The sequence below is a fragment of the Plantibacter flavus genome (genome assembly GCF_051487245.1).
In the GTDB taxonomy this organism is placed as follows: domain Bacteria; phylum Actinomycetota; class Actinomycetes; order Actinomycetales; family Microbacteriaceae; genus Plantibacter; species Plantibacter flavus_B.
This window is the reverse complement of sequence record NZ_JAHVDH010000003.1, coordinates 553,791-579,261: the sequence shown is the minus strand read 5'-3', so window position 1 is coordinate 579,261 and position 25,471 is coordinate 553,791. Positions and strand designations below refer to the sequence as shown.

The window sequence follows — 25,471 nt, the reverse complement described above, 5'->3', positions numbered from 1 at the left end:
GTCGAAGGGTGGTCAGCTCCGCAGCGCCGCCTCCACGAGCGCGAGCGCCTCGTCTGCCGGGATGTTGAGCTCGCGGATCCGCGCCGCGTAGGCGGCTGCCGCCTGCTGTGCCTGGCGGGTGGTCGGGTCACCGTGGGCGGAGACGAAGGTGCCTGCGCGACCACGGGTCTCGATGACCTCATCGGTCTCGAGCAGACGATACGCCTTCGCGACCGTGTTCGGCGCGATGCCGAGTTCGTCGGCCAGCCCGCGGACGGTCGGGAGTTTCGCTCCGGGGGCGAGTCGTCCGTCGCGCACCTGCTCCATCACCTGCGTCCGGAGCTGCTCGAACACGCTGACACTGCTCCCGGTCTCTATCCTGATCGCCATCATCCCCCCATCCTGCCCGCGAGGGGTCCCAAACGGTGAGTTTGGAGCATCAGAACCAGCCATTCGGGACCCCTCGCGGGCCGGGGAGGGGCGGTCAGTCGACGTGGCGGTGGATCAGGCGGGTGAGGACGATGGCGCTCCGCGTGTGGTCGACGTTCGGGGCGATGCGCACCTTCTCGAGCGCGTCTTCCAGGGCGGGGATGTTGCGTGCGCGCATGTGCACGATGGCGTCCGCGCTGCCGGTGACCGTGCCGGCGTCGACGACCTCGGGCACTCCGGAGAGGATGCGCAGCAGCTCGTTGGGTGAGACGGTGCCGCGGCAGAACAGTTCCACGTAGGCTTCAGTCTGCATGCCGTCGACAGTGGGGTCGACCTGGATCGTGAAGGACTGGATGACCCCGTCGGCGACGAGGCGGTCGACGCGGCGCTTGACGGCTGATGCCGACAACCCGACGACCGCTCCGATGTCGCCGTAGCCGGCGCGGGAGTTCTGCCGGAGCAGGTCGATGATGCCACGATCAAGGTTGTCCATGAGGGCAAGTGTACGCGCTTTCATTGCGTGAAAAGCTGCCAATTCGCAGATATCATGCGCCATATTCCGAGAAAACGCCGTGAATCGCATGCGATGATGATTCCGGCGTGCCCCCGGGCCCCTGGACCTCGTCCGCCGTTCCTCGCTCGTTTGGAGGCCGACGTGTCGTCGACGCTCAACACCCCTGCACCCACCGCCCAGGACTCCGCACAGGCGGGCCGCCAGGCCACGCGCCGCCGGTACCTCATGTGTCGGCCCGACCGCTTCACGGTCAGCTACCGGATCAACCCCTGGATGAACCCGGACGACCCGACGGACACCTCGCTCGCCGTGTCGCAGTGGGAGGTCCTGCACCAGCACTACCTCGAACTCGGGCACACGGTGGAGCTCATCGACCCCCTCGACGGCCTGCCCGACATGGTGTTCGCGGCCAATGGCGGTTTCACGCTCGACGGCGTCGCCTACGGTGCGAAGTTCACCCACGACGAGCGCATCCCGGAGGGTCCTGCGTACATGGACTGGTTCGAGGCGAACGGGTTCCGCGTCGTGCGCCCCGAGTTCGTGAACGAGGGCGAGGGCGACATCATGCTCGTCGGTGACACGATCCTCGCCGGCACGGGCTTCCGCACCGACCCGCGCAGCCACGACGAGGTGCGCCGCATCTTCGATCGCGAGGTCGTGACCCTGAACCTCGTGAACCCGAGCTTCTACCACCTCGACACGGCCATCTCCGTCCTCGACCCGATCGTCCCCGGTGACGGCCGCGCGGCGAACATCGCCTACCTGCCGGACGCGTTCGACGAGGCGAGCAACCGTATCCTGGCCGAGCGCTACCCCGACGCCATCCACGTGAGCTCCGAGGATGCCGCCGTGCTCGGTCTCAACTCGATCTCCGACGGCCGGAACGTCGTCATCGCTGCTCGGGCCGCCGGCTTCGAGGCGCAGCTGCGCGAGCGCGGCTACACCCCTGTGGGTGTCGACCTCTCCGAGCTGCTGCTCGGTGGCGGCGGCGTGAAGTGCTGCACGCTGGAGCTGCGCGGGTAGGCCTGTCCGCCCTGCAGTCGGCTCAGCGAGTGGGATCGTGTGCCTGACGCCCCGTGTTCGCTCCGGCCTGGTCCGTGAGCCTGTCGAGGGGCGGCGCTCAGTGTGTCCGACGGGTGAAATCAATTCCTAATACCGTTCGGTTTTGGGTGATACGATCACCGTGACGCAGCGGCGCCGAGGCCGCGAGAAGGGCATTCACGATGACGAACTCCGAGCTCAGCGCATTCAGCGCGGCAGACCTCACGCTCGAGGAGAAGGCATCGCTCACGAGCGGCGCGAACTTCTGGAGCACCAAGGCGATCGACCGCGTCGGTGTGCCCTCGGTCTTCATGACCGACGGTCCGCACGGGGTCCGCAAGCAGACGGGGAGTGGCGACCATCTCGGCCTCGACGACAGTGTCCCGGCCACCTGTTTCCCGCCCGCCGTGGCGCTCGGCTCCACCTGGGACCCGGAACTCCTCGTCCGTGTCGGCACCGCCCTCGGCGAAGAGGCTGCGGCCGAAGACGTCGCCGTGCTGCTCGGCCCCGGGATCAACATCAAGCGCTCGCCGCTGTGCGGTCGCAACTTCGAGTACCTGTCCGAGGACCCGATCGTCAGCGGGGTGCTCGGCAGCGCGCTCGTCCGTGGTCTGCAGAGCCAGGGCGTCGGAGCCTCCCTCAAGCACTTCGCCGCGAACAACCAGGAGACCGATCGCCTGCGCGTGAGCGCCGACGTCGACATCCGTCCGCTCCGCGAGATCTACCTGCGCGGCTTCCAGCGCGTCGTCACCGAGGCCAAGCCGTGGACGGTCATGTGCTCGTACAACCGCATCAACGGGGTCTACGCCTCGGAGAACCCGTGGCTGCTCACCGACGTGCTGCGGGGCGAGTGGGGCTTCGAAGGCATCGTCGTCTCCGACTGGGGCGCGGTGAACAACCGGGTCGCGGGCGTCGCGGCAGGGCTCGACCTCGAGATGCCGTCGTCCGGCGGGCGAACGGATGCCGAGGTCGTCGCCGCCGTCACCGACGGCTCGCTCGATGAAGCCGCGCTCGACACCGCGGTCGACCGGCTGCTGCAGCTCGCCGTGCGCGCCACGGCCGGGCGCAACCCCGACGCGGTGTACAGCGTCGACGATCACCACGCGCTCGCCCGCGAGGTCGCCGGTCGCTCGATCGTGCTGCTGCGCAACGAGAACGGTGTGCTCCCGCTCGCCGCCGATGCCAGCGCGGGAACCATCGCGGTCATCGGGGAGTTCGCCCGCACGCCCCGCTACCAGGGCGCCGGGAGCTCGCAGATCAACCCGACCCGCCTCGACACCGCTCTCGAGGAGCTGCGCGCGCTGGCCGGCGGGCGTTCGATCGAGTTCGCACCGGGCTTCAGCATCACCACCGACGCTGCAGCCGCCACCGACGCCGCGGCGCTCACCGCTGAGGCCGTCGCACTGGCAGCCGCCTCGGACGTCGCCGTCCTCTTCCTCGGCCTGCCGGGCGACGAGGAGTCGGAGGGCTTCGACCGCGAGCACCTGGAACTGCCCGCCGTGCAGACCGAGTTGCTCGACGCGGTGCTCGCCGTCACGTCGAACGTCGTCGTCGTGCTGTCCAACGGCGGCGTCGTGCGCGTGTCTGGCTGGGCCGACCGCGTGCAGGCCATCGTCGAGGGTTGGCTCCTCGGCCAGGCCGGCGGTGGTGCGATCGCCGACGTGCTCTTCGGATCGGTCAACCCGTCCGGACGCCTCGCCGAGACCATCCCGGTGCGTCTCGAGGACACGTCCTCCTACACCGACTTCCCCGGCGAGTTCGGCCACGTCCGCTACGGCGAGGGCCTCTTCGTCGGCTACCGCCACTTCGACCGCCACGACCTCGCTGTCAGCTACCCGTTCGGCCACGGCCTCTCGTACACGACCTTCACCTACTCGGACGCGTCGGTGGCCCCGGTCGCAGGCTCCGACGCGTCGGGCGACCTCGAGGTACGGGTCACCGTCACGAACACCGGCGCCGTCGCGGGACGCGAGGTCGTCCAGGTGTACTCGACGGTCGAAGGATCCACCGTGATCCGTCCGGAGCGGGAACTCAAGGGCTTCGCATCGGTCGCGCTCGAGGCGGGGGAGTCCGCCGAAGTCGTCGTCACGATCCGTCGCGAGGACCTCGCCTACTTCCACCCCATCGCAGACCGCTGGGTCGTCGAGGGTGCCGCCGTGACCTTCGCGATCGGTGCCTCGTCACGCGACCTCCGCGCCACCGTGAGCATCGACCTCGTCGGAGACGAACTGATCCTGCCGCTCGACGCGGACTCCACGATCGGCGAATGGCTGGAGCACCCCGTCGTCGGCCAGGTCCTCGGCGCGGCGATGGCCAGTGCGGCCGGCGCGGGAGGCGAAGCCGGCATGTTCGGCGACCCCGCGATCCTCAAGATGATGGCCTCCATGCCCATCGGCCGCGTCGCATCCTTCCCGAACAGCCCGATCTCCAGCGAGGCGCTCGACGAGCTGATCAACACCGTCAACGTCTGACCCGTCGGCGCGCAAGCCCCTCGCACCCGACGCGAGGGGCTTGCGGGCGTGGGTGGCCCGGCGTATACCTGGCAAGCACAGGCACGCGACGAACGGAGGCGCACGATGGCGACGGAACACGGCGGATCACGGGACACCGAGCGCTCACGGGCCGCGACCTCGAGCGCGTCAGGCGACGCCACAGGCTTCTGGGTCGTCATCGCGCTCGCCCTGTTCGCCGGTGGACTCTGGTGCTTCGGGGAGGCCTTCCGGACGGACTTCCTGCAGTTCCTCTGGTTCTTCGGCGGCATCCTCATGATCGCCCTCGCCCTCTTCGTCCCCGCGCACTTCGCCAGCCGGAACTGACGGGACCCTCCGGGTTCGCTCCACGTTCACCGCACGTCGACCAGACGATCGGGGAGCGCGGATACCGTCCTGTTCAGCGCGCTACGCTGACTGAGCAGACACGAGGACGGCAACGATGGAATCCACGGTGGTCATCATTCCCACCTACAACGAGCGCGAGAACCTGGAACGGATCGTCGCGCGCGTCCGCGTCGCCACACCGGACGTCCAGGTGCTCGTCGTCGACGACAACTCGCCCGACGGCACCGGTGAGATCGCCACGGCGCTCGCCGCAGCCGACACCGCCGTGCACGTGCTGCACCGTGCGGGCAAAGAGGGCCTCGGTGCCGCCTACAAGGGCGGGTTCGCCTGGGCGCTCGAGCGCGGATTCGACCGCGTGGTCGAGATGGACGCCGACGGCTCGCACGCCCCGGAACAGCTGCAATCGATGCTCGACGCGGGCTCGGCCGGCGCAGACGTCGTGCTCGGATCCCGCTGGGTACCGGGCGGTTCGGTCGTGAACTGGCCGAAGCGGCGCGAACTCATCTCCCGAGGCGGCAGCGCGTACGCACGTGCCATGCTGCGGCTGCCGGCCCGCGATGTCACCGGCGGCTACCGGGTGTTCACCACGGAAGCGCTCGAACGGCTGCACCTCGACGAGGTCCACAGCCACGGGTACGGCTTCCAGGTCGACATGCTCTGGCATGCGCATCGAGCCGGGCTCAGCATCGTCGAGGTGCCGATCACCTTCACCGAGCGGGCCTACGGCGCCTCGAAGATGACGACGGGCATCGTGGTCGAGGCGATGCTGCGCGTCACCTGGTGGGGCATCTGCGAGCTGACCGACCGCATCACCGGCCGTCGTCCGGTTCGTGCCGGCGCCGTCGCCGAGCGGTAGGCGTCCTGCCGGAGGCCTCGGCCCGTTCGCAACTCCTGCTCGGGCGGCTGGGCGACACCTGCGTGGCTTGGACTGCGGGGTGCGGGCCCGCCCTGCGGAGCGAGAGCAGGACTTGTGCACGTGCGGTGGTGGAGTCGGACGCGCAGGGAGGTCAGTCGGCGACGGAGCCCGAGGAGATGACGGGGGCGACCCCGATGAGCTGCTCGTCGCCCAGGGCGTCGACGAGGTACCCGGCGACGTCGGCCCGGCTGATGCGCACCGAGCTCGGCCAGCTGCCCGGTCCGGCGATGACGATGGGGCGACGGTGGGCGCTACCCGAGAGGACCGTCGGGCGGACGATCGTCCAATCGAGACCCGAGCGACGCAGCTCGCCGTCCGCCCGCTCGTGGTCGGCGTACACGGTGCCGAGGCGGAGGAACCTGGTGGCCCAGCGCAGGAGCCGTGGCACACTCGAGACCGAGTCGCCGGCGCCCAGCGCGGAGAGCAACACGATGCGCTTGAGGCCGCGCGAGCGCATCGCGTCCGTGACCGTGCGGACCGCCTCGGCGACGAGGTCGGGCGGGCTCACCTGGCGCGCCCAGGGCCACTCGGAGGAACCGACGTTGCTCAGCGCGACGATGACCGCCTGAGTGCCTCGCATCGCCGCGTCGACGTCGTCGGGGGAGAGCGGCGAGCCCTCGACGACGGTGAGTCGGTCGCCAGGCACCATGACGGAGGGGTCGCGGACGAGCGCCGTGACGAAATGGCCACGACGGAGCGCTTCTGCGATGACGAGTCGCCCGGTGCGGCCGCTGCCGCCGAGCACGAGGATATGTGCCACAGCGCTCCTTTCGCGGACATCTGAGCACAGGCACATGTGGTGCAGGGACTGCTGAAAACTGGTGCCCTCCCATGCTCGTCCAGCGTGTGCGCATCGGCATCGGGGACAACCCGAGGAAGCAGCCCAGGGATGCCCCCGGGCATGCCGGACCGTGCACCCCGTTCGATCCCTGGGCGCGTTCTGGGGGAACGACGAGGGGCCACGGACCTGGCGTCCGTGGCCCCTCGGGTGGTGTCCGGTGCGTCAGGCCTTCGCGGCGGACGGCTTCCGTGCCGGGGCCTTGCGTGCTGCGGTGGCCGGCTTCGACGCGGCGCGGCTGGGGGCCGCGGCGGCGAGGGTCTCGGGCAGCGGCTGCAGGGTGGTGAAGCGCGACAGCTGGGTCACGTGGTGCGGCTGCAGCTCCTCGAGGGAGGCGACACCGAGCAGCTTCATCGTGCGCGTGATCTCACTCGACAGGATCTGGATCGCGCGGTCGACACCCTCGCGACCGCCGGCCATGAGGCCGTACAGGTACGCGCGGCCGATGAACGTGAAGCGGGCTCCGAGGGCCACGGACGCGACGATGTCGGCACCGTTCATGATGCCGGTGTCGAGGTGCACCTCGGTGTCCTTGCCGACCTCGCGGACGACGCTCGGGAGCAGGTGGAACGGGATCGGCGCGCGGTCGAGCTGGCGTCCGCCGTGGTTCGACAGCTGCACGGCGTCGGCGCCGAGGTCGACGGCGAGCTTCGCGTCGGCGACGGACTGCACACCCTTGACGATGAGCTTGCCCTTCCACTGCTCGCGGATGTACTTGACCTCGTCGGGTCCGACGGTCGGGTCGAACATCGTGTCGATGAGTGCTGCGACGGTGCCCGACCAGCGGTCGAGGCTCGCGAACGCCAGCGGTTCCGTGGTGAGGAAGTTGATCCACCAGGCCGGTCGGGGGAGGGCGTCGATGATGGTCTTCGGGGTGAGCGACGGCGGGATCGTCATGCCGTTGCGCACGTCGCGGAGGCGCGCGCCACCGACCGGGGTGTCGACCGTGACGACGAGCGTGTCGTAGCCCGCTGCGGCCGCTCGGTCGACGAGGGCCATCGACCGTTCGCGCTCACTCCACATGTAGAGCTGGAACCAGTTGCGGCCACCCGGTGCTGCCGCCTTGACGTCCTCGATGGACGTGGTGCCCATCGTCGACAGGGTGAAGGGGATCCCGGCGGCTGCGGCGGCTGCGGCACCCGCGCGCTCACCCTCCGTCTGCATCATGCGGGTGAAGCCCGTGGGGGCGATGCCGAACGGGAATGCGACCCGCTCGCCGAGGACGTCCCAACCGGTGTCGACGTTCGCGACGTTCTTCAGCACGCTCGGGTGGAACTCGATGTCCTGGAACGCTTGGCGTGCGCGGGCGAGAGAGATCTCGCCCTCGGCGGCGCCGTCGGTGTAGTCGAACGGTGCCGTCGGCGTGACCTTCTTGGCGATCGTGCGGAGGTCGCTGATGGTCGTCGCGGCCGCGAGGCGTCGCCGACGCGCGTTGAACTCGGGCTTCTTGAACTGCATGAGTGGCAGCAGGTCGTGGGGCTTGGGGATGCGGCGTTCAACCATGGCTGGCTTCTTTCTCCCGCGAGGGGGCCGAAATGGTGGGTGTTGGCGTGCTCGCGGCAGCCGTTTGGGACCCCTCGCGAGCTTGGTAGTAGTTGGTGATGTGGGAACGGATGGCGTGGCGCGCCTCGTCCGGGTCGGCCGCACGGATGGCGGTGAGGATGCCTCGGTGCTCGGCTCGCAGGCGATCGGCGGTGGCCGACCACGAGGCCTGCTGCGGAACGCCGGCGAGGACGTAACGCTCGATGGCGTCGCGGAGACCGGACATCGTCGCCACGAGGACCTGATTGCCCTCGGCCTCGGCGAGTGACAGGTGGAACTGGGCGTCGAGCGCGAGGAACTCCGCCTCGGTGAGGTTCTGCTGATCCATTGCGTCGAGCAGCGACACCGGGTGTTCGAGCTCGGGCTCCTGGTGCTGCGCCTGTGTCGCGAGGCTGTGGACCACCGCCGTCTCGATGACGAGACGGGTGTCGACGACGTCCTGGACGGCGAACCCCTGCGCGGCGACCTGGAGTCGCATGAGCGTGGCCATGCCGCCCGATGGGGTCGCGACGATGATCGCGCCCGCGGTCGGCCCTGAGCCGGTGTGCGTCCGGATGAGCCCGAGGACTTCCAGCACGCGGATCGCTTCACGGACGCTCGATCGTCCGACACCGAGGTCGATCGCGAGCTGGCGTTCACCGGGCAGGCGGTCGCCGGGCTTCAGGACGCCGCTCAACAGGTCGGACTCGATGCGGGCGAGGACGACCTCCCAGGCACGGGGCTCGGGTCGGACGGCGATCGCCGCAGGAGCGGCGGGAGCCGCTGTCGGGTCGTCGGGCGCTGCCGAGGTCGCCTCCGGATCGAGCACCTGCTCGAGCGGTGGTCCTGCTGGTGCTGCGGCGTTCATCGATCCTCCTTCGACACTCCGATGTGGTCAGACCACAAACTGTACTCCTTGAACCGATTCAATGCGAGCCGTTACCCGACATTCTCCGAGGGGCGCGTGCCCGGGTTCGCGGCACGTCGTGCAGGGCGCACCGCGAGAGCGGGCACGTGCCCGCGTGGGGTGGGACTCAGGTGCGCAGGACGACGTTCTCCGGCTCTGCACCCTCGAGGAGCCGGCCGATCTGGCGGCGCACGAGACGGGCCATGCGCGGCAACATCGCGCTCGTCGCGCCGCCGATGTGGGGCGACACGAGCACGTTCGGCAGCGACCACAGCGGGTGGTCGGCCGGCAGCGGCTCCGGGTCGGTGACGTCCAGGGCGAGCCGGATGCGTCCGCTCGTCGCGTGCCGGACGAGCGTATCGGTGTCAGCGACCGGTCCGCGCGCCACGTTCACGACGAGCGCATCGTCGGGCAGGGCCGACAGGAACGCGTCGTCGATGAGGCCCCGCGTGTGCTCCGTCAAGGGCACGACGACGATCACGATCTCTGCGTGCGGCAGCAGCTCCGGAAGCTCGTCGATGCCGTGGATCGCTCCGCGCTCGTCCGCACGAGCACGGGACGCGACCCGGGTGACCTCCACCTCGAACGGCAGCAGCCGGTCCTCGATCGCGACGCCCACGCCGCCGTAGCCGATGAGGAGCACGCGGCGGTCGGCGAGGCTCGGGCGCGACTCCTGCGCCCAGAAGCCCGTGGCCGCGTTGCGGACGAAGTCCGGGATCCCGCGCTGCGAGGCCAGGATGAGACCGACGGTGAGCTCGGCGGTCGACGCCTCGTGCACGGTCGCCGCGTTCGCGATCGTCATCCCCGACGGCACCAGGTCGGCGATGCCGTCGTAGCCGATCGACTGCAGCTGGATGAGCTTCGGGCTCACCCGGGCGATGTCCGCGAGCGGCCGCTTCGAACCCAGGTACGACGGCACGACGAGGTCGACGCGTTCGGCCGGCGGATCCGTGCGGAGGTCCCACTCGAAGACCTCCACCCCCTCGGGCAGCGGCCCCTGGGCGAGCAGCTCCTCGCGGAGTTCGGACGGCAGGGCGACGGTGACGGTGGAAGCACTCATGCTGCGACGCTACCGGCTCACCGCTGCCGAGCCGCGCGACGGGCGTGGTTCGTACCTGGTCGGTTCGAAGCTCGCCGCGACGAGCGCGCGCATCGACTCGAGGTCTCCGCCGATGATGCCGACGGCGCGTGCCTGGACCAGCACATTGCCGAGCGCGGTCGCCTCGACGGGCCCCGCGACCACCGCGATACCCGCCCGATCGGCCGTGAGCTGGCAGAGCAGCGCGTTCTGCGAGCCGCCACCGACCACGTGGATCGTCCGGACGTCGACGCCGGACAGCTCCGAGGCCGTGTGGACCGCGTCGGCGAACGCCTGCGCGAGGCTCTCGATGATGCTGCGGACGAACTCGGCGCGGGACCGCGGGACGGGCCGGCCGTGCTCGCTGAGGTACGCCGCGATGCGGACCGGCATGTCGCCGGGGGTCATGAAGCGCGGGTCGTTCGCGTCGAACACGGCGACCTCGGCCGTGACGGCCGCCGCCTGGGCGATGAGGCCCGGGAGGTCGATCGTCTCGCCCCCGCGCTCCCACGTGCGGACCGACTCGCTCAGGAGCCAGAGACCCATGACGTTGTGCAGGAATCGGGTCCGGCCGTCGACGCCTCCCTCGTTCGTGAAGTTCGCGGCGCGGCTCGCCTCGGTCAGGACCGGGTGCTCGAGCTCGACTCCGACGAGTCCCCACGTGCCGCAGGAGATGTAGGCCGCGTCCGGCGACAGCATCGGGACGGCGACCACGGCCGACGCGGTGTCGTGCGAGCCGATCGCCGTGACCGGCGTCGAGGCGTCGAGGCCGACCTCGGAGGCGACTGCGGGCAGCAGGGTGCCGATGCGGTCGCCCGGCTGGACGAGCGCCGGCAGGATCGCAGACGGGATCCCGAGCCGCGTCAGCAACTCCGTGTCCCAAGCGGTCGGCTCGCCGGCGCGGACGAGGCCCGTCGTCGAGGCGTTGGTGGCCTCCGCGACACGCTCGCCCGTCAGCCAGTGCGCGATGAGGTCGGGGACGAGCAGCGCAGTGTCCGCGACGTCGAGCATGCCGGCGTCGCGTTCCGTCGCCAGTTGGTACACGGTGTTGAACGGCAGGAACTGCAGTCCGTTCGCGCGGTAGAGGTCCGCGAAGGGGACGGTGGCGTGCACCGCCTCGACTCCGGCGGCCGTGCGCTCGTCGCGGTAGTGGAACGGGGCGCCGAGCAGGCGTCCCTGTCGGAGCAGTCCGTAGTCGACCGCCCAGGAGTCGATGCCGATGCTCGACAGCTGCGGGGCCTGCCTCGCGGCGCCCGACAGCCCCGCGAGGATCGACCGGTACAGCTCGAGGATGTTCCAGTGCAGGCCGTCCGGGGTGCGGACGGGCGTGTTCGGGAAGCGGGCGACCGGCACCAGCCGGAGCTCGCCCGGGCCGACGTGACCGAGCATGACCCGGCCACTCGTCGCCCCGAGGTCCACCGCCGCGACGGTCCCGCTCGATCCTGGACCGCCCGGCCCGGTGGCCGCTGCCGCGCTCATCGCAGGAAGGCTGCCGCGACGCCCGCGTCGACGGGGATGTGGAGTCCGGTCGTGTGGCTGAAGTCGCTCGTGCAGATGGCGAAGACCGCGTTCGCGACGTTCTCCGGGACGACCTCGCGCTTGAGGATGGTGCGCTGCGCGTAGAACTTCCCGAGGTCCTGCTCGTCGATGCCGTACGTCTTGGCGCGGTTCGCGCCCCAACCGGAGGCGAAGATGCCGGAGCCGCGGACGACGCCGTCGGGGTTGATGCCGTTCACCTTCACACCGTACTCGCCGAGCTCCGCCGCCAACAGGCGGACCTGGTGCGCCTGGTCTGCCTTCGTCGCGGAGTAGGCGATGTTGTTCGGGCCGGCGAACACGGAGTTCTTCGAGGAGATGTAGACGATGTCGCCACCGAGCTTCTGATCGATGAGGACACGGGCAGCGGCCTTCGAGACGAGGAAGGAACCCTTCGCCATGACGTTGTGCTGGAGGTCCCAGTCGGCCTCGGTCGTGTCGAGCAGCGACTTCGAGAGCGACAGGCCGGCGTTGTTGACGACGAGGTCGAGGCCGCCGAAGGCGAGGACGGTCTCGTCGATCGCAGCCCTGACCGCGGCCTCGTTCGAGACGTCGGCGGCGATGCCGATCGCGACGTCGGTGGTGCCGAGTTCTGCCGCTGCCGCCTGCGCCTTCTCGAGCGACAGGTCGGCGATCGCGACGACCGCGCCCTCTGCGACGAGACGGGTGGCGATGGCCTTGCCGATGCCGGAGGCTGCACCGGTGACGAGCGCGATGCGGGTGGCGAGGGGCTTCGGCTTCGGCATCCGCTGGAGCTTGGCCTCCTCGAGTGCCCAGTATTCGATCGCGAACTTCTCGGCTTCGTCGATGGGGGCGTAGGTGGAGAGACCCTCGGCACCGCGCATGACGTTGATCGCGTTCACGTAGAACTCTCCGGCGACGCGAGCGGTCTGCTTGTCCTTGCCGAAGCTGAACATGCCGACGCCCGGGACGAGGACGATGAGCGGGTCTGCGCCGCGGATCGCCGGGCTGTCGGCCGTCGCGTGGCGGTCGTAGTAGGCCTGGTAGTCCTCGCGGTACGCCTCGTGCAGCGTGCCGAGGCGCTCGATGATCTCCTCGACGCTCGCCGTGGCGGGCAGGTCGACGGTGAGCGGCTTCACCTTCGTGCGGAGGAAGTGGTCGGGGCAGCTCGTGCCGAGGGCGGTGAGGCGCGGGTGCTCCGCCGAGGCGAGGAAGTCGAGGACCTCCGGGCTGTCGGTGAAGTGGCCGACGACGGGGCGGTCTGCGGAGGCGATACCCCGGATGGTCGGGGCGAGGGCGGCGGCCTTCGCGCGACGCTCTTCCTCTGGCAGGGCCGCGTAGCCGTCGAGCGCAGGCCCGAACGGCTCGGGCCGGGAGTTGGCCTCGATGTACGCGCTCGCCGTCTCGATGATCCACAGCGAGTTGGCCTCCGCCTCGTCGGAGGTGTCACCCCACGCGGTGATGCCGTGGCCGCCGAGGATCGTGCCGACCGCCTGCGGGTTCGCGGCCTTGATGGCAGCGATGTCGAGGCCCAGCTGGAAGCCGGGACGGCGCCACGGGACCCACACGACCTTGTCGCCGAAGATCTTCGTGGTGAGGTCGGGGCCGTCCGCGGCGGTCGCGATGGCGATGCCGGAGTCGGGGTGCAGATGGTCGACATGCGCCGCGTCGACGAGGCCGTGCATCGCGGTGTCGATCGACGGGGCAGCGCCGCCCTTGCCGTGGAGCGTGTAGTCGAAGGCGGCGACCATCTCGTCCTCGCGGTCGACGCCCGGGTAGACGTTCTGCAGCGCGAGGAGACGGTCGAGGCGGAGGACGGCCAGGCCCGCAGGCGTCAGCGTGCCGAGGTCGCCGCCGGATCCCTTGACCCAGAGGAGCTCGACGGGTTCGCCCGTCACGGGGTCGATCTCGGTGCCCTTGGCGGAGGTGTTGCCGCCGGCGTAGTTCGTGTTCTTCGGGTCGCTGCCGAGGCGGTTGCTCCGAGCGATGAGCTCAGCCGCGGTCTGGTTCACGGACATTCGTACTCCTTCGTCGGGGCACGCCCGTGCCCGCTGTTCGATCTTGTTAAGTATGACAAGAAAGGACAGATGTGCGCAAGCCGTCAGTTGTTCGACTTCGTTGAAACGTAAAGATATATGTTAGCGTCTCATGTTTTATCTCCGTCCCGAAGGATCATCCATGCCTCTCCCCTCCAGACGATCTGGTGCTGCTCTGGCGGCGCTCGCGACCGTGGGGGCGACGCTGCTCGCCCCGACAGCGTCGTTCGCCGCACCCACCGGTGTCGCCGGCACGCTCCACACGACCACCAGCTCCGGTGGCCTGCAGTGCGACGCCGGCCTCAGCCCCACGCTCGCGTTCGAGACGGACGAGAGTTCCTCCGTCGAACTGCCCTTCGGCCTGACGAGCCCGGCCGGCGCCGCGTCGAAGCCGGGGGGCTACGGGACCAACCCGTCGGCCGTCGGTGCGGACATCACCGTGAACGCTCCAAGCCTCGCAACCACCACCTTCGGCCTGCAGCGTTCCGGTGAGCAGCAGGGCGTGCCCTGGAACAACGCCGGCGGCGACCTCTCCCAGGGCTCGGTCGACTCCTGGTATCTCATGCTCGACGAGGCTGGGCGTGTCACCGTCACGATCACCTACGACAAGCCCGTCTTCGGTATGCGCACCGCGATCACCGACCTCGACAACGGTGATGAGACGATGACCCTCAACGCCTATGCGAACGCCACCGGCGGCACGGCGATCCCGCTCGACGTGCAGTCGCTCTCGAACCCGGACACGCTGCCCACGCTCGCTCCCGACCGCACACACGACGGGAACGCCGCCTATGTCGTCGACGAGACGAGCGTGCGGTCGAACGGCGGCAACTCGTTCACGTCGATCCGGAGCCAGAACAATGACGACAAGACAGGTGCCGTCTACTTCGCGTTCGACTCCGACGAACCCGTCCAGCGCGTCGAGATGAGCTACGACGCCACCCGAGGGCGCGGTTTCTTCTTCGCACCGCCGTCGGTTCCGCAGGCGTGCGTCCAGCCGAACCTGTCCACCGACACCGTCAGCCAGGGCGCGACCGCGACGCTCACCTCCACGATCGCGAACCGCGCGGGCAGTGGCCGCATCCACGACATCGACTTCGACTACGAGCTGCCCACGGGTGTGCGCGTCGCCGACGACCCGAAGATCACCGCAGACGACTGCGCGGGAACGGTCACGGCCGAACCTGGCTCGTCACGGGTCTCCGTGCGCGGCGCGGATGCCGCGGCAGGCGCGTCAGCCTGCGACTTCTCCGTCGACCTCGTGTTCGACGAGCCCGGCTCGATCCCGTTCACCAAGACGATGATCGCGGGCGCGTCGAACCTCGTCCCGGCGAGCACGAAGCCCGTGAAGATGACGGTCACACCCGACGCGCCTGCGCTCGTCGCCGAGCTGTCGGTCGCGCCGCTGGAAACCCTCGCTGCTGCGGACCGTGCACCCGAGAGCGGTGACAAGATCGCCTACACGGCCACCATCACCAACACCGGCAACACCCCGATCACCGCGGTCGAAGCGATCGACTCGCTGGAGACCGGGATCGTCTGCACGGGGCTCCCGGTCGCCGTCGGGAAGACCGCCGAGTGCACGTCGGCGTCGCCGTACGAGATCAGCCAGGACGACATCGACACCGGTGTGCTCCGCAACGAGCTCGCAGCGCACGGCGTCTCCGCCACCGGCAAGGCCGCCTCGGCACCTCTCACCGCCGTGGAGCAGTCCCTCGCCGCGGCGCCGAGCCTCGTGACCGAGCTGACCGGATCCGTCCAGTCCGACGGCACCCACGTCCGTGCCGGCGACACGGTGACCTACTCCTCGAATGTCACCAACGGCGGCAACGTGACCGTCCGCGACCTGCAGATCACCGACCACCTCGGTACGGCGATGAGCTGCGACGCGACCGAACTCGCACCCGGTGCAACCGTCGACTGCGACTCGGCGGGCGCGTACACGCTCACCCAGGCGGACGTCGACGCCGGAGTGCTCGAGAACTTCTCCGTCGCCTCGGGCGCCTCACCCGACGGCCGCCCGGTCGCCTCGCACACGCGCGCCTTCTCGGTGCCGCTCCTCGCAGCCGCCTCGACCACGACCGCCCTCGAACTCGTCGCGTCGACAGACGTGATCGCGGTCGGCACTGAGATCCGGTCCGTGCTGACGGTCCGGAACACGGGCAACGTGACCCTGGGGGCCGGGCGGATCACCGACACGCTCGGCGCAGCGTACGTGTGTGCCGACACCGTCGCGCCCGGTGCTGACCTGCGGTGCGAATCGGCCATGCCGTACCTCGTCACGCAGTCGGACGTCGACGCCGGTACGCTCGCGGCCGTCGCCTCCGGGCACGTCGTGGCGCCGAACGGTGCTCGCGTGGCCGTTCCAGCTGCCGAGGCGCAGCTGAAGATCGTGACGCAGCCGGCTGTCGCAGCCGAGATGATCGGCTCGATCGTCGCCGCCGACGAAGCGCTCGTCCGTGCCGGCGACATCATCCGCTACACGGGTGTCGTCACGAACACCGGCGACGTCACCCTCACGGGGCTCGCGCTCGTCCAGGGCGACCTCGACTGCTCCGTGGCCGCTCTCGCGCCCGGTGAGAACGCTGAATGCCGCACGGCCGACCACGTCCTGACCCAGGCTGATGTCGACGCCGGCAAGGTGGTCACGCGGTTCGAGCTCCATGCCCTCGCACCGAACGGCGCCGCGGTGACCGCACCCCGGTCGACCGTGCACACGGCCATCGCCGCCGCACCGGCGGTCGCCGTCGAAGTCGATGCGGCGCTCGACGACGACGCTGTGGAACGACCGTCCGCGGGCGACGAGGTCGAGTACCGCGCGACCATCAGGAACCTCGGGAACGTCACGCTGAGTGGCGCATCACTGCTCGGTGGCCTGGGCACGCTGTTCATCTGCGACGACGACATCGCGCCAGGTGCATCGGTGACCTGCGTCGGCGACACGCCCTCTGCACTCACCCAGGAGCAGATCGACGCCGGCGCCATCGTCAACACCGTGTCCGGGAACGCTCTGGCGCCGTCCGGTGCAGTCGTGGAGCTCCCCGCGACCGAGGCGCGCACCAGCCTCCGCGCCGTCGGAGAGATCGAGGCGGAGGTCGCGACGAGCGTGCGCAACCGGGACGGCCAGGAGAGCCCTGTCACCTTCGGTTCGGCCATCGTCGAACCCGGGGACGGCCTGCGCTACGCCGCGACCATCACGAACACGGGCAACGTGACCGTCTCCGATGTCACCATCAACGACCAGCCGTCCTCGCAGGCGGGCTGCGACGTCCGCACCATCGCGCCCGGTGAGAGCGTCACCTGCACGAGTGCCAGCCCCATCGTGATCACCGAGTCCGACATCGCCGCAGGGCAGGCCGAGCACACGCTCGTCGCGGAGGGACTGATGCCGCGTGCATCGGACGCTCCGGAGACCACGCGTGCGGCGGTCGCGGACGCCGACGACGAGGGACTCAAGGTCCACTCGAAGCCGATCACGACGGTCACCGGCCTGACCCACCTGCCCGGTCTCGTCGACGGGCAGCTCGGCCACCACCTCCGCGGTCTCGTCGCCACCGGCGTCGGCCCAGCGGGTGCTGTGGGAGTCGCGGCGCTCGCGCTGTTCGCAGGCCTCGGAGGTGTCCTCATCGCGAAGCGTCGTGCGGCTGCTCGTGAGGACGAGGCCACCATGCTGTAGCCCGCCCGCCCGCCCGCACGCTCGGCTCCGGGTCGCCCGCGGACGACCCGGAGCCGAGCGTGTCGAGGTGTCGCCCGCTCCGCGCGTCAGAGGAGCTCGACGGTGTCGCGATAGGCGTCGAGCCGGGCGTCGGACGGGTCGAGTTCGGTGACGAGCAGGTCGATGTCGCCGAGGGTGAAGCCCGTCGCCATCGCGCGCTGGTCGAGCTTGGCGGATGCGGCCACGAGCACGGTCTCGTCGGACGCCCGAGCGAACGCCTGCTTCACCTGTGCCTCTTCGAGCGTGACCTCGGAACTCCCGACGAGGGGGTCGATCGCGGCGGCGGAGAGGAAGAACCGTCGGTACAGCAGCGACGACGCGGCCTGGCAGGCGATCGGACCGATAAAGCTGTCCGTGCGCGACTCCGCCTGCCCGCCGACGAGGATCGCGGACACCTCCGGGTTCGCGCTCGCGAGCAGGAAGTTCGGGTAGGAGTTCGTCGCGACCGTGAGGGTGGAGCTGCCGAGGAGACGGCTGATCCCGCCGGCCGTGCTCGACGCGTCGATCGCGATGGCCCCGTCGGTCGGGATGAGTGCCCGGAGCTTCTCGACGATGACGCTCTTCTCCCGCACGCCGGTCGCAGAGCGTTCCGTGAAGGTTCGCGGCCGGAGGGTCGGGATGGCGCCGCCGCGCACCCGTCGGACGAGGCCCGCCTGTTCGAGGTCGGCGAGGTCGCGGCGCACGGTCATCGAGGAGACGTCGAGCTCGACGGCGGCGTCATCGAGACGGATACTGCCGTCGCGTTCCAGGATCGCGGTCAGCCGCGCGCGACGGCCTTCGGCCCCCAGGGTGCCCGTGGTCGCCATGTCGCCTCCCTCGCCTGCGTCGCTCGCGTCGCATCCGCCGCGCGCGTCGTGTCCGATGCTGTTCCGCCCAACAGGATGACACAACCGGCCGCCTGATCATGCCCCCAACTCAGGACCGTGCCGGCGCGCCGCCGCCGACACGCCGGCGCTGGGCGCCGACACGCCCTGGCCGTCCTGAGTTGGGGATCCACCCGCCGCCGGCAGATCCGAACTGAGTGGCGGTCCGTCGAAATGTGCGACGTGTGCCTAGTGTCTGAAGCATGGCTGACTCTGCAGAACCGACCCGCGACCAACTCGAGGCATCCGACAAGGTCGAGAAGCGACACGTCGGGGGCGAGATCCGGTACTACCTGAAGAACCTCCGCGACCACCTCGTGACCATCGAGGACGCACCCGATCTGGAGGGTCACGAGGCCTGGTGGGATGAGCACGGGCACTTCCACTGCACCCAGGCGCAGCTCCGCCGCGACGCATTCGTGGGCGGCATCGTCTGACGGTGCTCTCGGGCTCGCTCGCCCAGACATCGGCGAACGGAACGCGGTCGACTCAGCGGACGGCGTCGATGAGGATCTCGGCGGCGGCTCGGGCGTCGTGGGCGGCGGCCGAGGAACCGGTGATGGCGGCGGTGGTCTGGGCGCCCTCAGCGAGGATCGCAAGCTGTGGCGCGAGTGAGGCCGGTGCGCCGGCGTCGGCGACGAGGTCGGCGACGTAGTCCTGGAACGACGCCTTGTGCTCGCGCGTGATCGCCGCGACAGCCGGGGACACCCCGCCAAGCTCTCCGAACGCGTTGATGAAGCCGCACCCCCGGAACGAGTCCTCGCTGAACCAGCCGGCCAGGTAGTCGTAGATCGCGAGGAGTCGATCTCGTGGGGTGTCGGCATCCTCGACGAGCGCGGAGACGCCCGCAGTCCACAGCTCGTGGCGGTGCTGCATGACCGCGAGGACGATGTCCTCCTTGCTCGGGAACTCGGCGTACAGCCGCTTGAGCGAGACCCCTGCGGCTCCCCGGAGTTCGTCCATGCCGACGGACTGGATGCCCTTCGCGTAGTACAGGCGGTCGGCGGCGTCAACGATCGTGTCGCGGATGCTCGAAGCCGCGGCGGGGGCCGGCGGATCGATCGTCACAGTGTGTTCGCTGTCCATTCCCTCAGTGTACTTGCACTGAGAACGATCGTTCCCTAAGGTGGGAATCACTCAGTGAGAACGAGCGTTCTCGGTGAGTGGCGCAGGATCGGGCGATCAGCCCGGGCGTCGAGACGAAAGGAATCGAACCATGTCGTTCATCACCGTCGGAACCGAGAACAGCACATCCGTGGAGCTCTACGTCGAGGACCATGGCTCCGGCCAGCCCGTCGTGCTCGTCCACGGCTACCCGCTCGACGGATCGTCCTGGGAGAAGCAGACCGCTGCCCTGCTCGATGCCGGCTACCGCGTCATCACCTACGACCGTCGTGGCTTCGGTAAGTCCTCCAAGCCGACGACCGGCTACGACTACGACACCTTCGCCGCCGACCTCAAGGCCGTCGTCGACTCCCTCGACCTCCACGATGCCGTGCTCGTCGGCTTCTCGATGGGCACCGGTGAGGTCGGTCGCTATCTCGGCGCCTACGGCTCTGACCGTGTCGCGAAGGCCGTGTTCCTCGGATCGCTCGAGCCCTACCTGCTGCAGGCCGATGACAACCCGACCGGTGTCCCGCAGGAGGTCTTCGACGGCCTGCTCGAAGCGGTGACGGCGGACCGCTACGCCTTCTTCACCGACTTCTTCACGAACTTCTTCAACACCGATGAGAACCTCGGTTCGCGTCTCAGCGAGGAGGCGCTGCGGGCCAACACGCAGCTCGCGTACAACGCCTCGCCGTACGCGTCGGTCGCTGCGCAGCCGACGTGGCTCACGGACTTCCGCGCCGACGTCGCGAAGATCGACGTGCCGTCGCTCATCGTGCACGGCACGGGTGACCGCATCCTCCCCATCGACTCGACCGGCCGCGTGTTCGCGAAGGCGCTCCCGTCCGCCGAGTACGTCGAGATCGACGGTGCCCCGCACGGCATGCTGTGGACCCACTACCAGGAGGTCAACGAGCAGCTGCTCGCCTTCCTCGCGAAGTAGCGTCTGCCGCCCCGCCCCGGCGTCCACACCTCGCAACTCACGTCCCCCTCGCTCGTGTTCTGATCTCCCCAACTCAGGATCGGCGCGGCCTGTCGGGCGCCACGGTCTGCCGACGGTCCCAACACGCCGCGCGCGTCCTGAGTCGGGCCGGAGATCCGGATGGGAGGGGCGAATGGTGGGGCGGCGGGGGAAGCGACGGAAGCCCCGCGACTGGTGTCGCGGGGCTTCGTCATGCGTGGTCGAGCGTCAGGCGCCCCAGCTGGCCTGGGTGCCGCCGACGCGCTCCTCGGCGATCTGCTGCTGGTAGCCGGAAGCCAGGTACGCGGCGAACGGGTCGGCCGGCAGACCGCGGCTCTCGCGCCACTCGGCGAGCGGCGTCCGGACGTCGGTGTAGAACGCGTCCATGAGGATGCCGTTCGCGCCGAGGACGTCGCCGGACTCCTGCGCTGCGGTGAGCGCGGTGCGGTCGACGAGCAGTGCCCGCGCCGTCATCTCCTGCACGTTGAGGACCGAGCGGATCTGACCGGGGATCTTGTCCTCGACGTTGTGGCACTGGTCGAGCATGAACGCGACCGGCGAGTCGTCCTCGAGGCCGCCGCCGCGGACCACCTCGTAGAGGATCCGGAACAGCTGGAACGGGTCTGCGGCGCCCACGATGAGATCGTCGTCGGCGTAGAAGCGTGAGTTGAAGTCGAACGAGCCGAGCTTTCCGAGGCGCAGGAGCTGCGCGACGATGAACTCGATGTTCGTGCCGGGTGCGTGGTGACCGGTGTCGAGGCAGACGAGCGCCTTGTCGCCGAGCTGGGCGACCTGCGCGTAGGACGTTCCCCAGTCTGGAACATCGGTGTGGTAGAAAGCGGGCTCGAAGAACTTGTACTCGAGCACGAGGCGCTGCTCGTCGCCGAGGCGGGCGTAGATCTGCTGCAGCGAGTCTGCAAGGCGGTCCTGGCGGCCGCGGATGTCCTGCTGGCCGGGGTAGTTGGTGCCGTCGGCGAGCCAGATCTTGAGGTCCTGCGAGCCGGTCGCGTGCATGACGTCGATGCAGTCGAAGTGGTGGTCGATCGCCTTCTGGCGGATGGCCGGGTTGCTGTGCGTCAGGCTGCCGAACTTGTAGTCGTTGTCCTGGAAGGTGTTCGAGTTGATCGTGCCGAGCGCGACGCCGTGATCCTCCGCGTACACGCGCAGTGCGGCGAAGTCGTCGACGAGGTCCCACGGGATGTGCAGCGCGACCTTCGGAGCGAGGGCGGTGAACTCGTGCACTTTCGCGGCGTCGGCGATCTTCTCCTCGGGCGTGCGGGGTGTGCCGGGGGTCGTGAACACCTTGAAGCGGGTGCCCGAGTTGCCGAACGCCCACGAGGGGAGCTCGATGGCCTGCTTCTCGAGCAGGGGGGTGATGGTGTCGAAACTGGTCATGATCACTTCTCTGTGGTGTGTTGCGGTGGTCTGTGTGGTTCGTGCGTCCGTCGCGATTCTACGTGAATCGTTTCAATGCCGCTACTCCGGAGCTCAGTCCAGACCCTTTCTCAGGAATGCTCCGGCGCGTCGCGGGTGCTGTGCGCTGGAACGACCGCGACACGCCGAGGGGTTCCTGAGTTAGGGAGAAGGGGTTGGGAGGGCGGCGAGCTGGTCCTCGAGGTGGAAGACCTCCGTGAGCTGGAGGAAGCCCTCGTCGGGCGGGAGGTCGAGGTCGACGAAGAACTCGCCCATCTCCGCCTGCCAGCGTGCGTTCACCTCGGTCTCGGCCATGCCGGCCTGGGCTGCCGCGAGCGACTCGGTCTCGAAGTAGCCGATGAGGAGGCCGTCGTCTCGCACGAAGAGCGAGTAGTTCCGCCAGCCGGTCGCCGCGAGCGCCTGGAGCATGTCCGGCCAGACGGCGGCATGGCGTTCGCGGTACTCGGCGAGGCGCTCCGGCTTGACCTGCAGCTGGAAGCACACGCGGTGCACGGGTGTGGGGCTCGTCATCGAGTTCGTCCTTCGTCGCGGAGAGAGCTTCTGAATCGATTCACTCTCAATGTTCAGGCTAACCTCGCCGCCGACATGCCGTCAATCGTGTGCGACAACCCGTCTCTGAACATCCCGACAGGATGGCTCACGCTCGCGCCAGGAGGACAGTCGACCGCTCCCCGGGTGACGAGGGACGTCGCGGGCTCAGGCCGCCGGAAACGCGTCCGCAACACGCGTCGCCTACACTCACGTCTCAACGGCGCGAACAGCCGGCGGACCGCGAGAACGGAACAGGTGATGACCGAGCCTGAGCACATCGGTGAGACGGGCCGGATGGCCGCGCAGTCGATCGAGCACGCGATGCTGCAGACCCTCGGTGGGCGCCTGGGCGTCGACCTCGCGCCGCGCGTGCTCACCCTCGCCGACGGTCAACGGGTCGAGGTCGAGGGGATCGACGCCGCGGCACGCATCGTCGTCCAGCTCGTTCCGAGTGCCGCGCAACCGAAGTCGCATCACCGCAACAAGGCGATGGCCGATCTGTTCAAGCTGGTGTGGCTGCATGAGGCGCTCCCCACGAGGCCGCGCGCCGTGCTGTGCATCTCCGAGCCGCTCGCGCGGTTCTTCTCCGCTGGAGCCTGGCCGCGCACGGCGGCCCGCGATCTCGGCGTCGACGTCTGGGTGCACGGCGACGACGGAGCCACGCTGCTCGTTTCGGCGGCGATGCGCGACTGACACCGGTGCACGGCGACCGCCGGAACCCGTCGCGGAGTTTACGAACCCGAAATACGAGGGATCCCCTCCCGGAAATACGGCCCGCTTATCGTTGAGGTCAACGGACCTCCGCGGGCCATTTGCGCAGACAGGACCTCGACATCGTCGAGACCTGCAGTGCACTTCACCCGCTCGCTCTCCGGCCATCGCATCGACACCTCGTCGACGCCTGTCTGAGCCCAGGAGGCACGCTTGACCACCCCCGCTGTCCACACGGCCCCCGCCGTCCACACGGTCGACTCCGTCACCGACGAGACGCTCACCCCGCCCGCCGGCCTCGATGCCGCGGAGCTCCGCCGCGCACTCGCCGGCATCGCGACCTCGGTCACCCTCGTGACGACGAGCATCCACGGCACGTCCTACGGTTTCACCGCCAGTAGCTTCACCAACGTCTCCGTCTCACCGCCGCTCGTCGCCGTGTTCCTCGCCGAGACCGCAGAGAGCTACCCGGCGTTCGCCGAGACCGACCACGTCGCCATCAACGTCCTCGCCGACGACCAGGGCGACATCGCCCGCCGGTTCGCGACGAAGGGCATCGACAAGTTCGCCGCCGTCACGCTCCAGGAGGGCTACTCCCACGTGCCCGTCGTGACGGGTGCGCAGGCCTCCATCATCGGCAGCGTCCACGAGCGCTGGACGGTCGGGGACCACCTCATGATCATCGTGAGCGTCGATGACGTCATCCGCACGCAGAGCGCTCCGCTCGTCTACCAGAACCGCGAGTTCAGGAAGTTGGTCTGACCTATGACACAGGCAGCAAGCACCGTCGTCGATGACAACATCTCGATCCGCGGCGCCGTCAAGATCTACGGCTCCGGTCCCACGCAGCAGGTGGCTCTCAACGGCATCGACGTCGAGATCCCTCGCGGACGTTTCGTCAGCCTCATCGGCCCGTCGGGCTGCGGCAAGTCGACGCTCCTGCGGCTCATCGCGGGGCTTGAGACAGCCGACCAGGGCGAGGCGAGTGTGTTCGGCGTCACGAGCGAGGCGGCCTGCGCGGCCAAGATGATCGGGCTCGTACCGCAGGCTCCCGCGCTGCTTCCCTGGTTGAGCGTGCTCCAGAACGTGAGCCTGCCGGGCAGGGTCAACCGCGGTGCGGACCGGCGACGCAAACGCATCGGCGGACACCAGGAGAAGGCGGCCCCCGACATGACCGAGCTGCTGCGGATGGTCGGGCTCGGCGACGCGATGGACAAGCTCCCCGCCCAATTGAGCGGTGGCATGCAGCAGCGCGCGGCCATCGTCCGCGCATTCGGGGTGCAGCCCGACGTCCTCCTCATGGACGAACCGTTCTCCGCGCTCGACGAGTTCACCCGCGAAGCGATCCAGGGTCAGTTGCTCGACATCTGGGACGAGCAGAACACCACCGTCGTCTTCGTCACGCACTCCGTCACTGAGGCCGTGCGCCTCTCCGACACCGTCCTCGTGATGTCGGCCCGCCCCGGACGCATCACCGCCTCGGTCGACATCGAGCTGGAGCGTCCGCGCAGCCAGGCGATGCTCGGCACGCCCGAGTTCCACCACTTCGAAGACCTCATCCGTGGCCACCTGCAGTCGGCCTGGCATGAGGGACCCCTCACGACGAGCGCCGCGTAGGAGCGACAGATGACCACCACAGCGACTCCGAGGAGCGGCAGCGTGTCCGATCAGCCCGTGTCCGGAACCACGATGAGCGGCACGCGTGATGCGACGCTCGAGAACGAACTCCCCGTCAAGCAGGCGCGGAGCGGCCTCAGTCCACGCCTCGCGTTCATCAAGCCGAGCTACTGGGGCCCCGTCGCGATCCTCCTCGCCGGACTCGCGCTGGTCTGGGGGCTCGTCGCCAAGGACAGCCCCTACCTGCTGCCGCCGCTCGACTCGGTGTTCCGGGCGCTCGCCGCGAACCCGATGTTCTACGTGACGAACGCCTGGGCCACGTTGCGGGTGGCGCTCATCGGCCTCGCGATCGGTTTCGTCGTCGCGTACATCCTCGCGATCCTCGTCTCGGAGCTGCCGATCATGCGGCGCGCGATCATGCCTGTCGCGGTCGTCCTCAACGTGACGCCGCTCGTCGCCATCGCCCCGGCGCTCGTCGTGGCGTTCGGGTTCGGTCCGGAGCCGAAGCTCATCGTGACGGCGCTGATCTGCTTCTTCCCGATCCTCATCGGCGTCTCGACCGGGTTGCGCTCGGTGCCGCCGGCGGTGCTGCAGGTGTTCCAGACGTTGCACGCCTCACGCCTCGAGACGCTGTGGCACGTGCGGATGCCGAGCGCGCTGCCCTACCTGTTCAACGCGTTGCGCGTCGTGTTCCCGCTGTCGATCATCGGTGCGGTCGTCGCCGAGCTCGCCGCCCCCGGTGCTGCGGAAGGACTCGGCACCGTCATCAGCGTCGCGTCCTCGAACAACCGACTGTCGGTGGTCTACGCCGCGATCGCCTGCCTCGCCGTCATGGGGTCGCTGCTGCTCCTCGCGATCACCGCGGTCGAGAACCGCGCCCTCCACTGGCACGACTCCCGTCAGGGATCCCGCGGCTGAGTCGTCCCGACACCCCGTTCA

At 69.3% G+C, this 25,471-nt stretch carries 23 protein-coding genes; 11 read left to right on the top strand and 12 right to left on the bottom strand.

Features of this window, described 5'->3' with window-relative positions; all coding sequences use genetic code 11:
• Positions 1-12 precede the first annotated feature (12 nt).
• Together KXS11_RS09895 and KXS11_RS09890 are read right to left on the bottom strand one after the other, a co-directional pair.
• Positions 13-372, bottom strand: a complete 360-nt coding sequence (locus KXS11_RS09895; protein ID WP_437385399.1) for a GntR family transcriptional regulator — start codon at positions 370-372, stop codon at positions 13-15.
• Positions 373-463: 91 nt separating this feature from the next.
• Positions 464-901: an Lrp/AsnC family transcriptional regulator gene (locus KXS11_RS09890; protein WP_347870036.1), complete on the bottom strand. Its 438-nt coding sequence runs from the start codon at positions 899-901 to the stop codon at positions 464-466.
• Between the two features lie 162 nt (positions 902-1,063).
• On the opposite strand from KXS11_RS09890, the gene ddaH reads away from it, so the two are divergent.
• From ddaH to KXS11_RS09870, 4 genes are all read left to right on the top strand, one after another.
• On the top strand, positions 1,064-1,945 hold the full coding sequence (gene ddaH, locus KXS11_RS09885) for a dimethylargininase (protein WP_437385398.1): 882 nt from the start codon (positions 1,064-1,066) through the stop codon (positions 1,943-1,945).
• A 200-nt stretch (positions 1,946-2,145) separates the two neighbouring features.
• Positions 2,146-4,434: a glycoside hydrolase family 3 C-terminal domain-containing protein gene (locus tag KXS11_RS09880; RefSeq protein ID WP_437385397.1), complete on the top strand. Its 2,289-nt coding sequence runs from the start codon at positions 2,146-2,148 to the stop codon at positions 4,432-4,434.
• Between the two features lie 105 nt (positions 4,435-4,539).
• On the top strand, positions 4,540-4,779 hold the full coding sequence (locus tag KXS11_RS09875) for a hypothetical protein (protein ID WP_437385396.1): 240 nt from the start codon (positions 4,540-4,542) through the stop codon (positions 4,777-4,779).
• Between the two features lie 115 nt (positions 4,780-4,894).
• Positions 4,895-5,656 carry a polyprenol monophosphomannose synthase gene (locus KXS11_RS09870; protein ID WP_437385395.1) on the top strand — a complete coding sequence of 254 codons (762 nt, stop codon included), beginning with the start codon at positions 4,895-4,897 and terminating at the stop codon, positions 5,654-5,656.
• 151 nt (positions 5,657-5,807) lie between these two features.
• Here KXS11_RS09870 and KXS11_RS09865 read toward each other — a convergent pair whose 3' ends face one another.
• From KXS11_RS09865 to KXS11_RS09840, 6 genes are all read right to left on the bottom strand, one after another.
• Positions 5,808-6,476 (bottom strand): NAD(P)-dependent oxidoreductase, encoded by a 669-nt coding sequence (locus KXS11_RS09865; RefSeq protein ID WP_437385394.1) that lies wholly within the window; start codon positions 6,474-6,476, stop codon positions 5,808-5,810.
• 243 nt (positions 6,477-6,719) lie between these two features.
• Complete coding sequence (locus tag KXS11_RS09860; protein WP_437385393.1) at positions 6,720-8,057, bottom strand: alpha-hydroxy acid oxidase; 1,338 nt, start codon at positions 8,055-8,057, stop codon at positions 6,720-6,722.
• Positions 8,050-8,943: a FadR/GntR family transcriptional regulator gene (locus KXS11_RS09855; protein ID WP_437385392.1), complete on the bottom strand. Its 894-nt coding sequence runs from the start codon at positions 8,941-8,943 to the stop codon at positions 8,050-8,052. The genes KXS11_RS09860 and KXS11_RS09855 overlap by 8 nt, the downstream gene beginning before the upstream one ends.
• Before the next feature lie 166 nt (positions 8,944-9,109).
• Positions 9,110-10,042, bottom strand: a complete 933-nt coding sequence (locus KXS11_RS09850; protein ID WP_437385391.1) for a 2-hydroxyacid dehydrogenase — start codon at positions 10,040-10,042, stop codon at positions 9,110-9,112.
• Between the two features lie 9 nt (positions 10,043-10,051).
• On the bottom strand, positions 10,052-11,539 hold the full coding sequence (locus KXS11_RS09845; RefSeq protein ID WP_437385390.1) for a rhamnulokinase: 1,488 nt from the start codon (positions 11,537-11,539) through the stop codon (positions 10,052-10,054).
• Positions 11,536-13,575 carry a bifunctional aldolase/short-chain dehydrogenase gene (locus KXS11_RS09840; RefSeq protein WP_437385389.1) on the bottom strand — a complete coding sequence of 680 codons (2,040 nt, stop codon included), beginning with the start codon at positions 13,573-13,575 and terminating at the stop codon, positions 11,536-11,538. The genes KXS11_RS09845 and KXS11_RS09840 overlap by 4 nt, the downstream gene beginning before the upstream one ends.
• Before the next feature lie 160 nt (positions 13,576-13,735).
• On the opposite strand from KXS11_RS09840, the gene KXS11_RS09835 reads away from it, so the two are divergent.
• On the top strand, positions 13,736-17,269 hold the full coding sequence (locus KXS11_RS09835) for a DUF7507 domain-containing protein (protein ID WP_437385388.1): 3,534 nt from the start codon (positions 13,736-13,738) through the stop codon (positions 17,267-17,269).
• Positions 17,270-17,355: 86 nt separating this feature from the next.
• On the opposite strand, the gene KXS11_RS09830 is transcribed toward KXS11_RS09835, so the two are convergent.
• Positions 17,356-18,114, bottom strand: a complete 759-nt coding sequence (locus tag KXS11_RS09830; RefSeq protein WP_437385387.1) for a DeoR/GlpR family DNA-binding transcription regulator — start codon at positions 18,112-18,114, stop codon at positions 17,356-17,358.
• A gap of 260 nt (positions 18,115-18,374) precedes the next feature.
• Between KXS11_RS09830 and KXS11_RS09825 the strand changes: the two genes are divergently transcribed.
• Positions 18,375-18,608 (top strand): hypothetical protein, encoded by a 234-nt coding sequence (locus KXS11_RS09825; protein ID WP_437385386.1) that lies wholly within the window; start codon positions 18,375-18,377, stop codon positions 18,606-18,608.
• Between the two features lie 52 nt (positions 18,609-18,660).
• Here the strand turns inward: KXS11_RS09825 and KXS11_RS09820 are convergent, their stop codons facing one another.
• Positions 18,661-19,257 carry a TetR/AcrR family transcriptional regulator gene (locus KXS11_RS09820; protein WP_437385385.1) on the bottom strand — a complete coding sequence of 199 codons (597 nt, stop codon included), beginning with the start codon at positions 19,255-19,257 and terminating at the stop codon, positions 18,661-18,663.
• Between the two features lie 130 nt (positions 19,258-19,387).
• Between KXS11_RS09820 and KXS11_RS09815 the strand changes: the two genes are divergently transcribed.
• Positions 19,388-20,221 (top strand): alpha/beta fold hydrolase, encoded by an 834-nt coding sequence (locus KXS11_RS09815; protein WP_437385384.1) that lies wholly within the window; start codon positions 19,388-19,390, stop codon positions 20,219-20,221.
• A 246-nt stretch (positions 20,222-20,467) separates the two neighbouring features.
• Here KXS11_RS09815 and rhaI read toward each other — a convergent pair whose 3' ends face one another.
• Positions 20,468-21,634, bottom strand: a complete 1,167-nt coding sequence (gene rhaI, locus KXS11_RS09810; RefSeq protein WP_437385383.1) for an L-rhamnose isomerase — start codon at positions 21,632-21,634, stop codon at positions 20,468-20,470.
• A gap of 180 nt (positions 21,635-21,814) precedes the next feature.
• Positions 21,815-22,183, bottom strand: a complete 369-nt coding sequence (locus KXS11_RS09805) for an L-rhamnose mutarotase (RefSeq protein WP_437385382.1) — start codon at positions 22,181-22,183, stop codon at positions 21,815-21,817.
• Positions 22,184-22,462: 279 nt separating this feature from the next.
• Here KXS11_RS09805 and KXS11_RS09800 point away from each other — a divergent pair, with 279 nt between their 5' ends.
• The 4 genes from KXS11_RS09800 to KXS11_RS09785 all read left to right on the top strand — a co-directional run bounded on the left by KXS11_RS09800 (position 22,463) and on the right by KXS11_RS09785 (position 25,450).
• Positions 22,463-22,897 carry a hypothetical protein gene (locus KXS11_RS09800; RefSeq protein ID WP_437385381.1) on the top strand — a complete coding sequence of 145 codons (435 nt, stop codon included), beginning with the start codon at positions 22,463-22,465 and terminating at the stop codon, positions 22,895-22,897.
• 231 nt (positions 22,898-23,128) lie between these two features.
• Positions 23,129-23,677 carry a flavin reductase family protein gene (locus KXS11_RS09795; protein WP_437385380.1) on the top strand — a complete coding sequence of 183 codons (549 nt, stop codon included), beginning with the start codon at positions 23,129-23,131 and terminating at the stop codon, positions 23,675-23,677.
• A 3-nt stretch (positions 23,678-23,680) separates the two neighbouring features.
• The gene (locus tag KXS11_RS09790; RefSeq protein WP_437385379.1) at positions 23,681-24,532 is read left to right on the top strand and encodes an ABC transporter ATP-binding protein; all 852 of its coding nucleotides are present in this window, start codon (positions 23,681-23,683) and stop codon (positions 24,530-24,532) included.
• Between the two features lie 9 nt (positions 24,533-24,541).
• Positions 24,542-25,450, top strand: a complete 909-nt coding sequence (locus KXS11_RS09785; RefSeq protein ID WP_437385378.1) for an ABC transporter permease — start codon at positions 24,542-24,544, stop codon at positions 25,448-25,450.
• Positions 25,451-25,471 lie beyond the last annotated feature (21 nt).

Coding starts and splice junctions, on each gene's coding strand:
- rhaI (WP_437385383.1), bottom strand. CDS start 21,634: ATGACCAGTTTCGACACCATCACCCCCCTGCTCGAGAAGCAGGCCATC.
- KXS11_RS09805 (WP_437385382.1), bottom strand. CDS start 22,183: ATGACGAGCCCCACACCCGTGCACCGCGTGTGCTTCCAGCTGCAGGTC.
- KXS11_RS09880 (WP_437385397.1), top strand. CDS start 2,146: ATGACGAACTCCGAGCTCAGCGCATTCAGCGCGGCAGACCTCACGCTC.
- KXS11_RS09790 (WP_437385379.1), top strand. CDS start 23,681: ATGACACAGGCAGCAAGCACCGTCGTCGATGACAACATCTCGATCCGC.
- KXS11_RS09835 (WP_437385388.1), top strand. CDS start 13,736: ATGCCTCTCCCCTCCAGACGATCTGGTGCTGCTCTGGCGGCGCTCGCG.
- KXS11_RS09840 (WP_437385389.1), bottom strand. CDS start 13,575: ATGTCCGTGAACCAGACCGCGGCTGAGCTCATCGCTCGGAGCAACCGC.
- KXS11_RS09830 (WP_437385387.1), bottom strand. CDS start 18,114: ATGGCGACCACGGGCACCCTGGGGGCCGAAGGCCGTCGCGCGCGGCTG.
- KXS11_RS09860 (WP_437385393.1), bottom strand. CDS start 8,057: ATGGTTGAACGCCGCATCCCCAAGCCCCACGACCTGCTGCCACTCATG.
- KXS11_RS09800 (WP_437385381.1), top strand. CDS start 22,463: ATGACCGAGCCTGAGCACATCGGTGAGACGGGCCGGATGGCCGCGCAG.
- KXS11_RS09820 (WP_437385385.1), bottom strand. CDS start 19,257: ATGGACAGCGAACACACTGTGACGATCGATCCGCCGGCCCCCGCCGCG.
- KXS11_RS09850 (WP_437385391.1), bottom strand. CDS start 10,042: ATGAGTGCTTCCACCGTCACCGTCGCCCTGCCGTCCGAACTCCGCGAG.
- KXS11_RS09815 (WP_437385384.1), top strand. CDS start 19,388: ATGTCGTTCATCACCGTCGGAACCGAGAACAGCACATCCGTGGAGCTC.
- KXS11_RS09870 (WP_437385395.1), top strand. CDS start 4,895: ATGGAATCCACGGTGGTCATCATTCCCACCTACAACGAGCGCGAGAAC.
- KXS11_RS09890 (WP_347870036.1), bottom strand. CDS start 901: ATGGACAACCTTGATCGTGGCATCATCGACCTGCTCCGGCAGAACTCC.
- KXS11_RS09875 (WP_437385396.1), top strand. CDS start 4,540: ATGGCGACGGAACACGGCGGATCACGGGACACCGAGCGCTCACGGGCC.
- KXS11_RS09895 (WP_437385399.1), bottom strand. CDS start 372: ATGATGGCGATCAGGATAGAGACCGGGAGCAGTGTCAGCGTGTTCGAG.
- KXS11_RS09825 (WP_437385386.1), top strand. CDS start 18,375: ATGGCTGACTCTGCAGAACCGACCCGCGACCAACTCGAGGCATCCGAC.
- KXS11_RS09785 (WP_437385378.1), top strand. CDS start 24,542: ATGACCACCACAGCGACTCCGAGGAGCGGCAGCGTGTCCGATCAGCCC.
- KXS11_RS09845 (WP_437385390.1), bottom strand. CDS start 11,539: ATGAGCGCGGCAGCGGCCACCGGGCCGGGCGGTCCAGGATCGAGCGGG.
- KXS11_RS09855 (WP_437385392.1), bottom strand. CDS start 8,943: ATGAACGCCGCAGCACCAGCAGGACCACCGCTCGAGCAGGTGCTCGAT.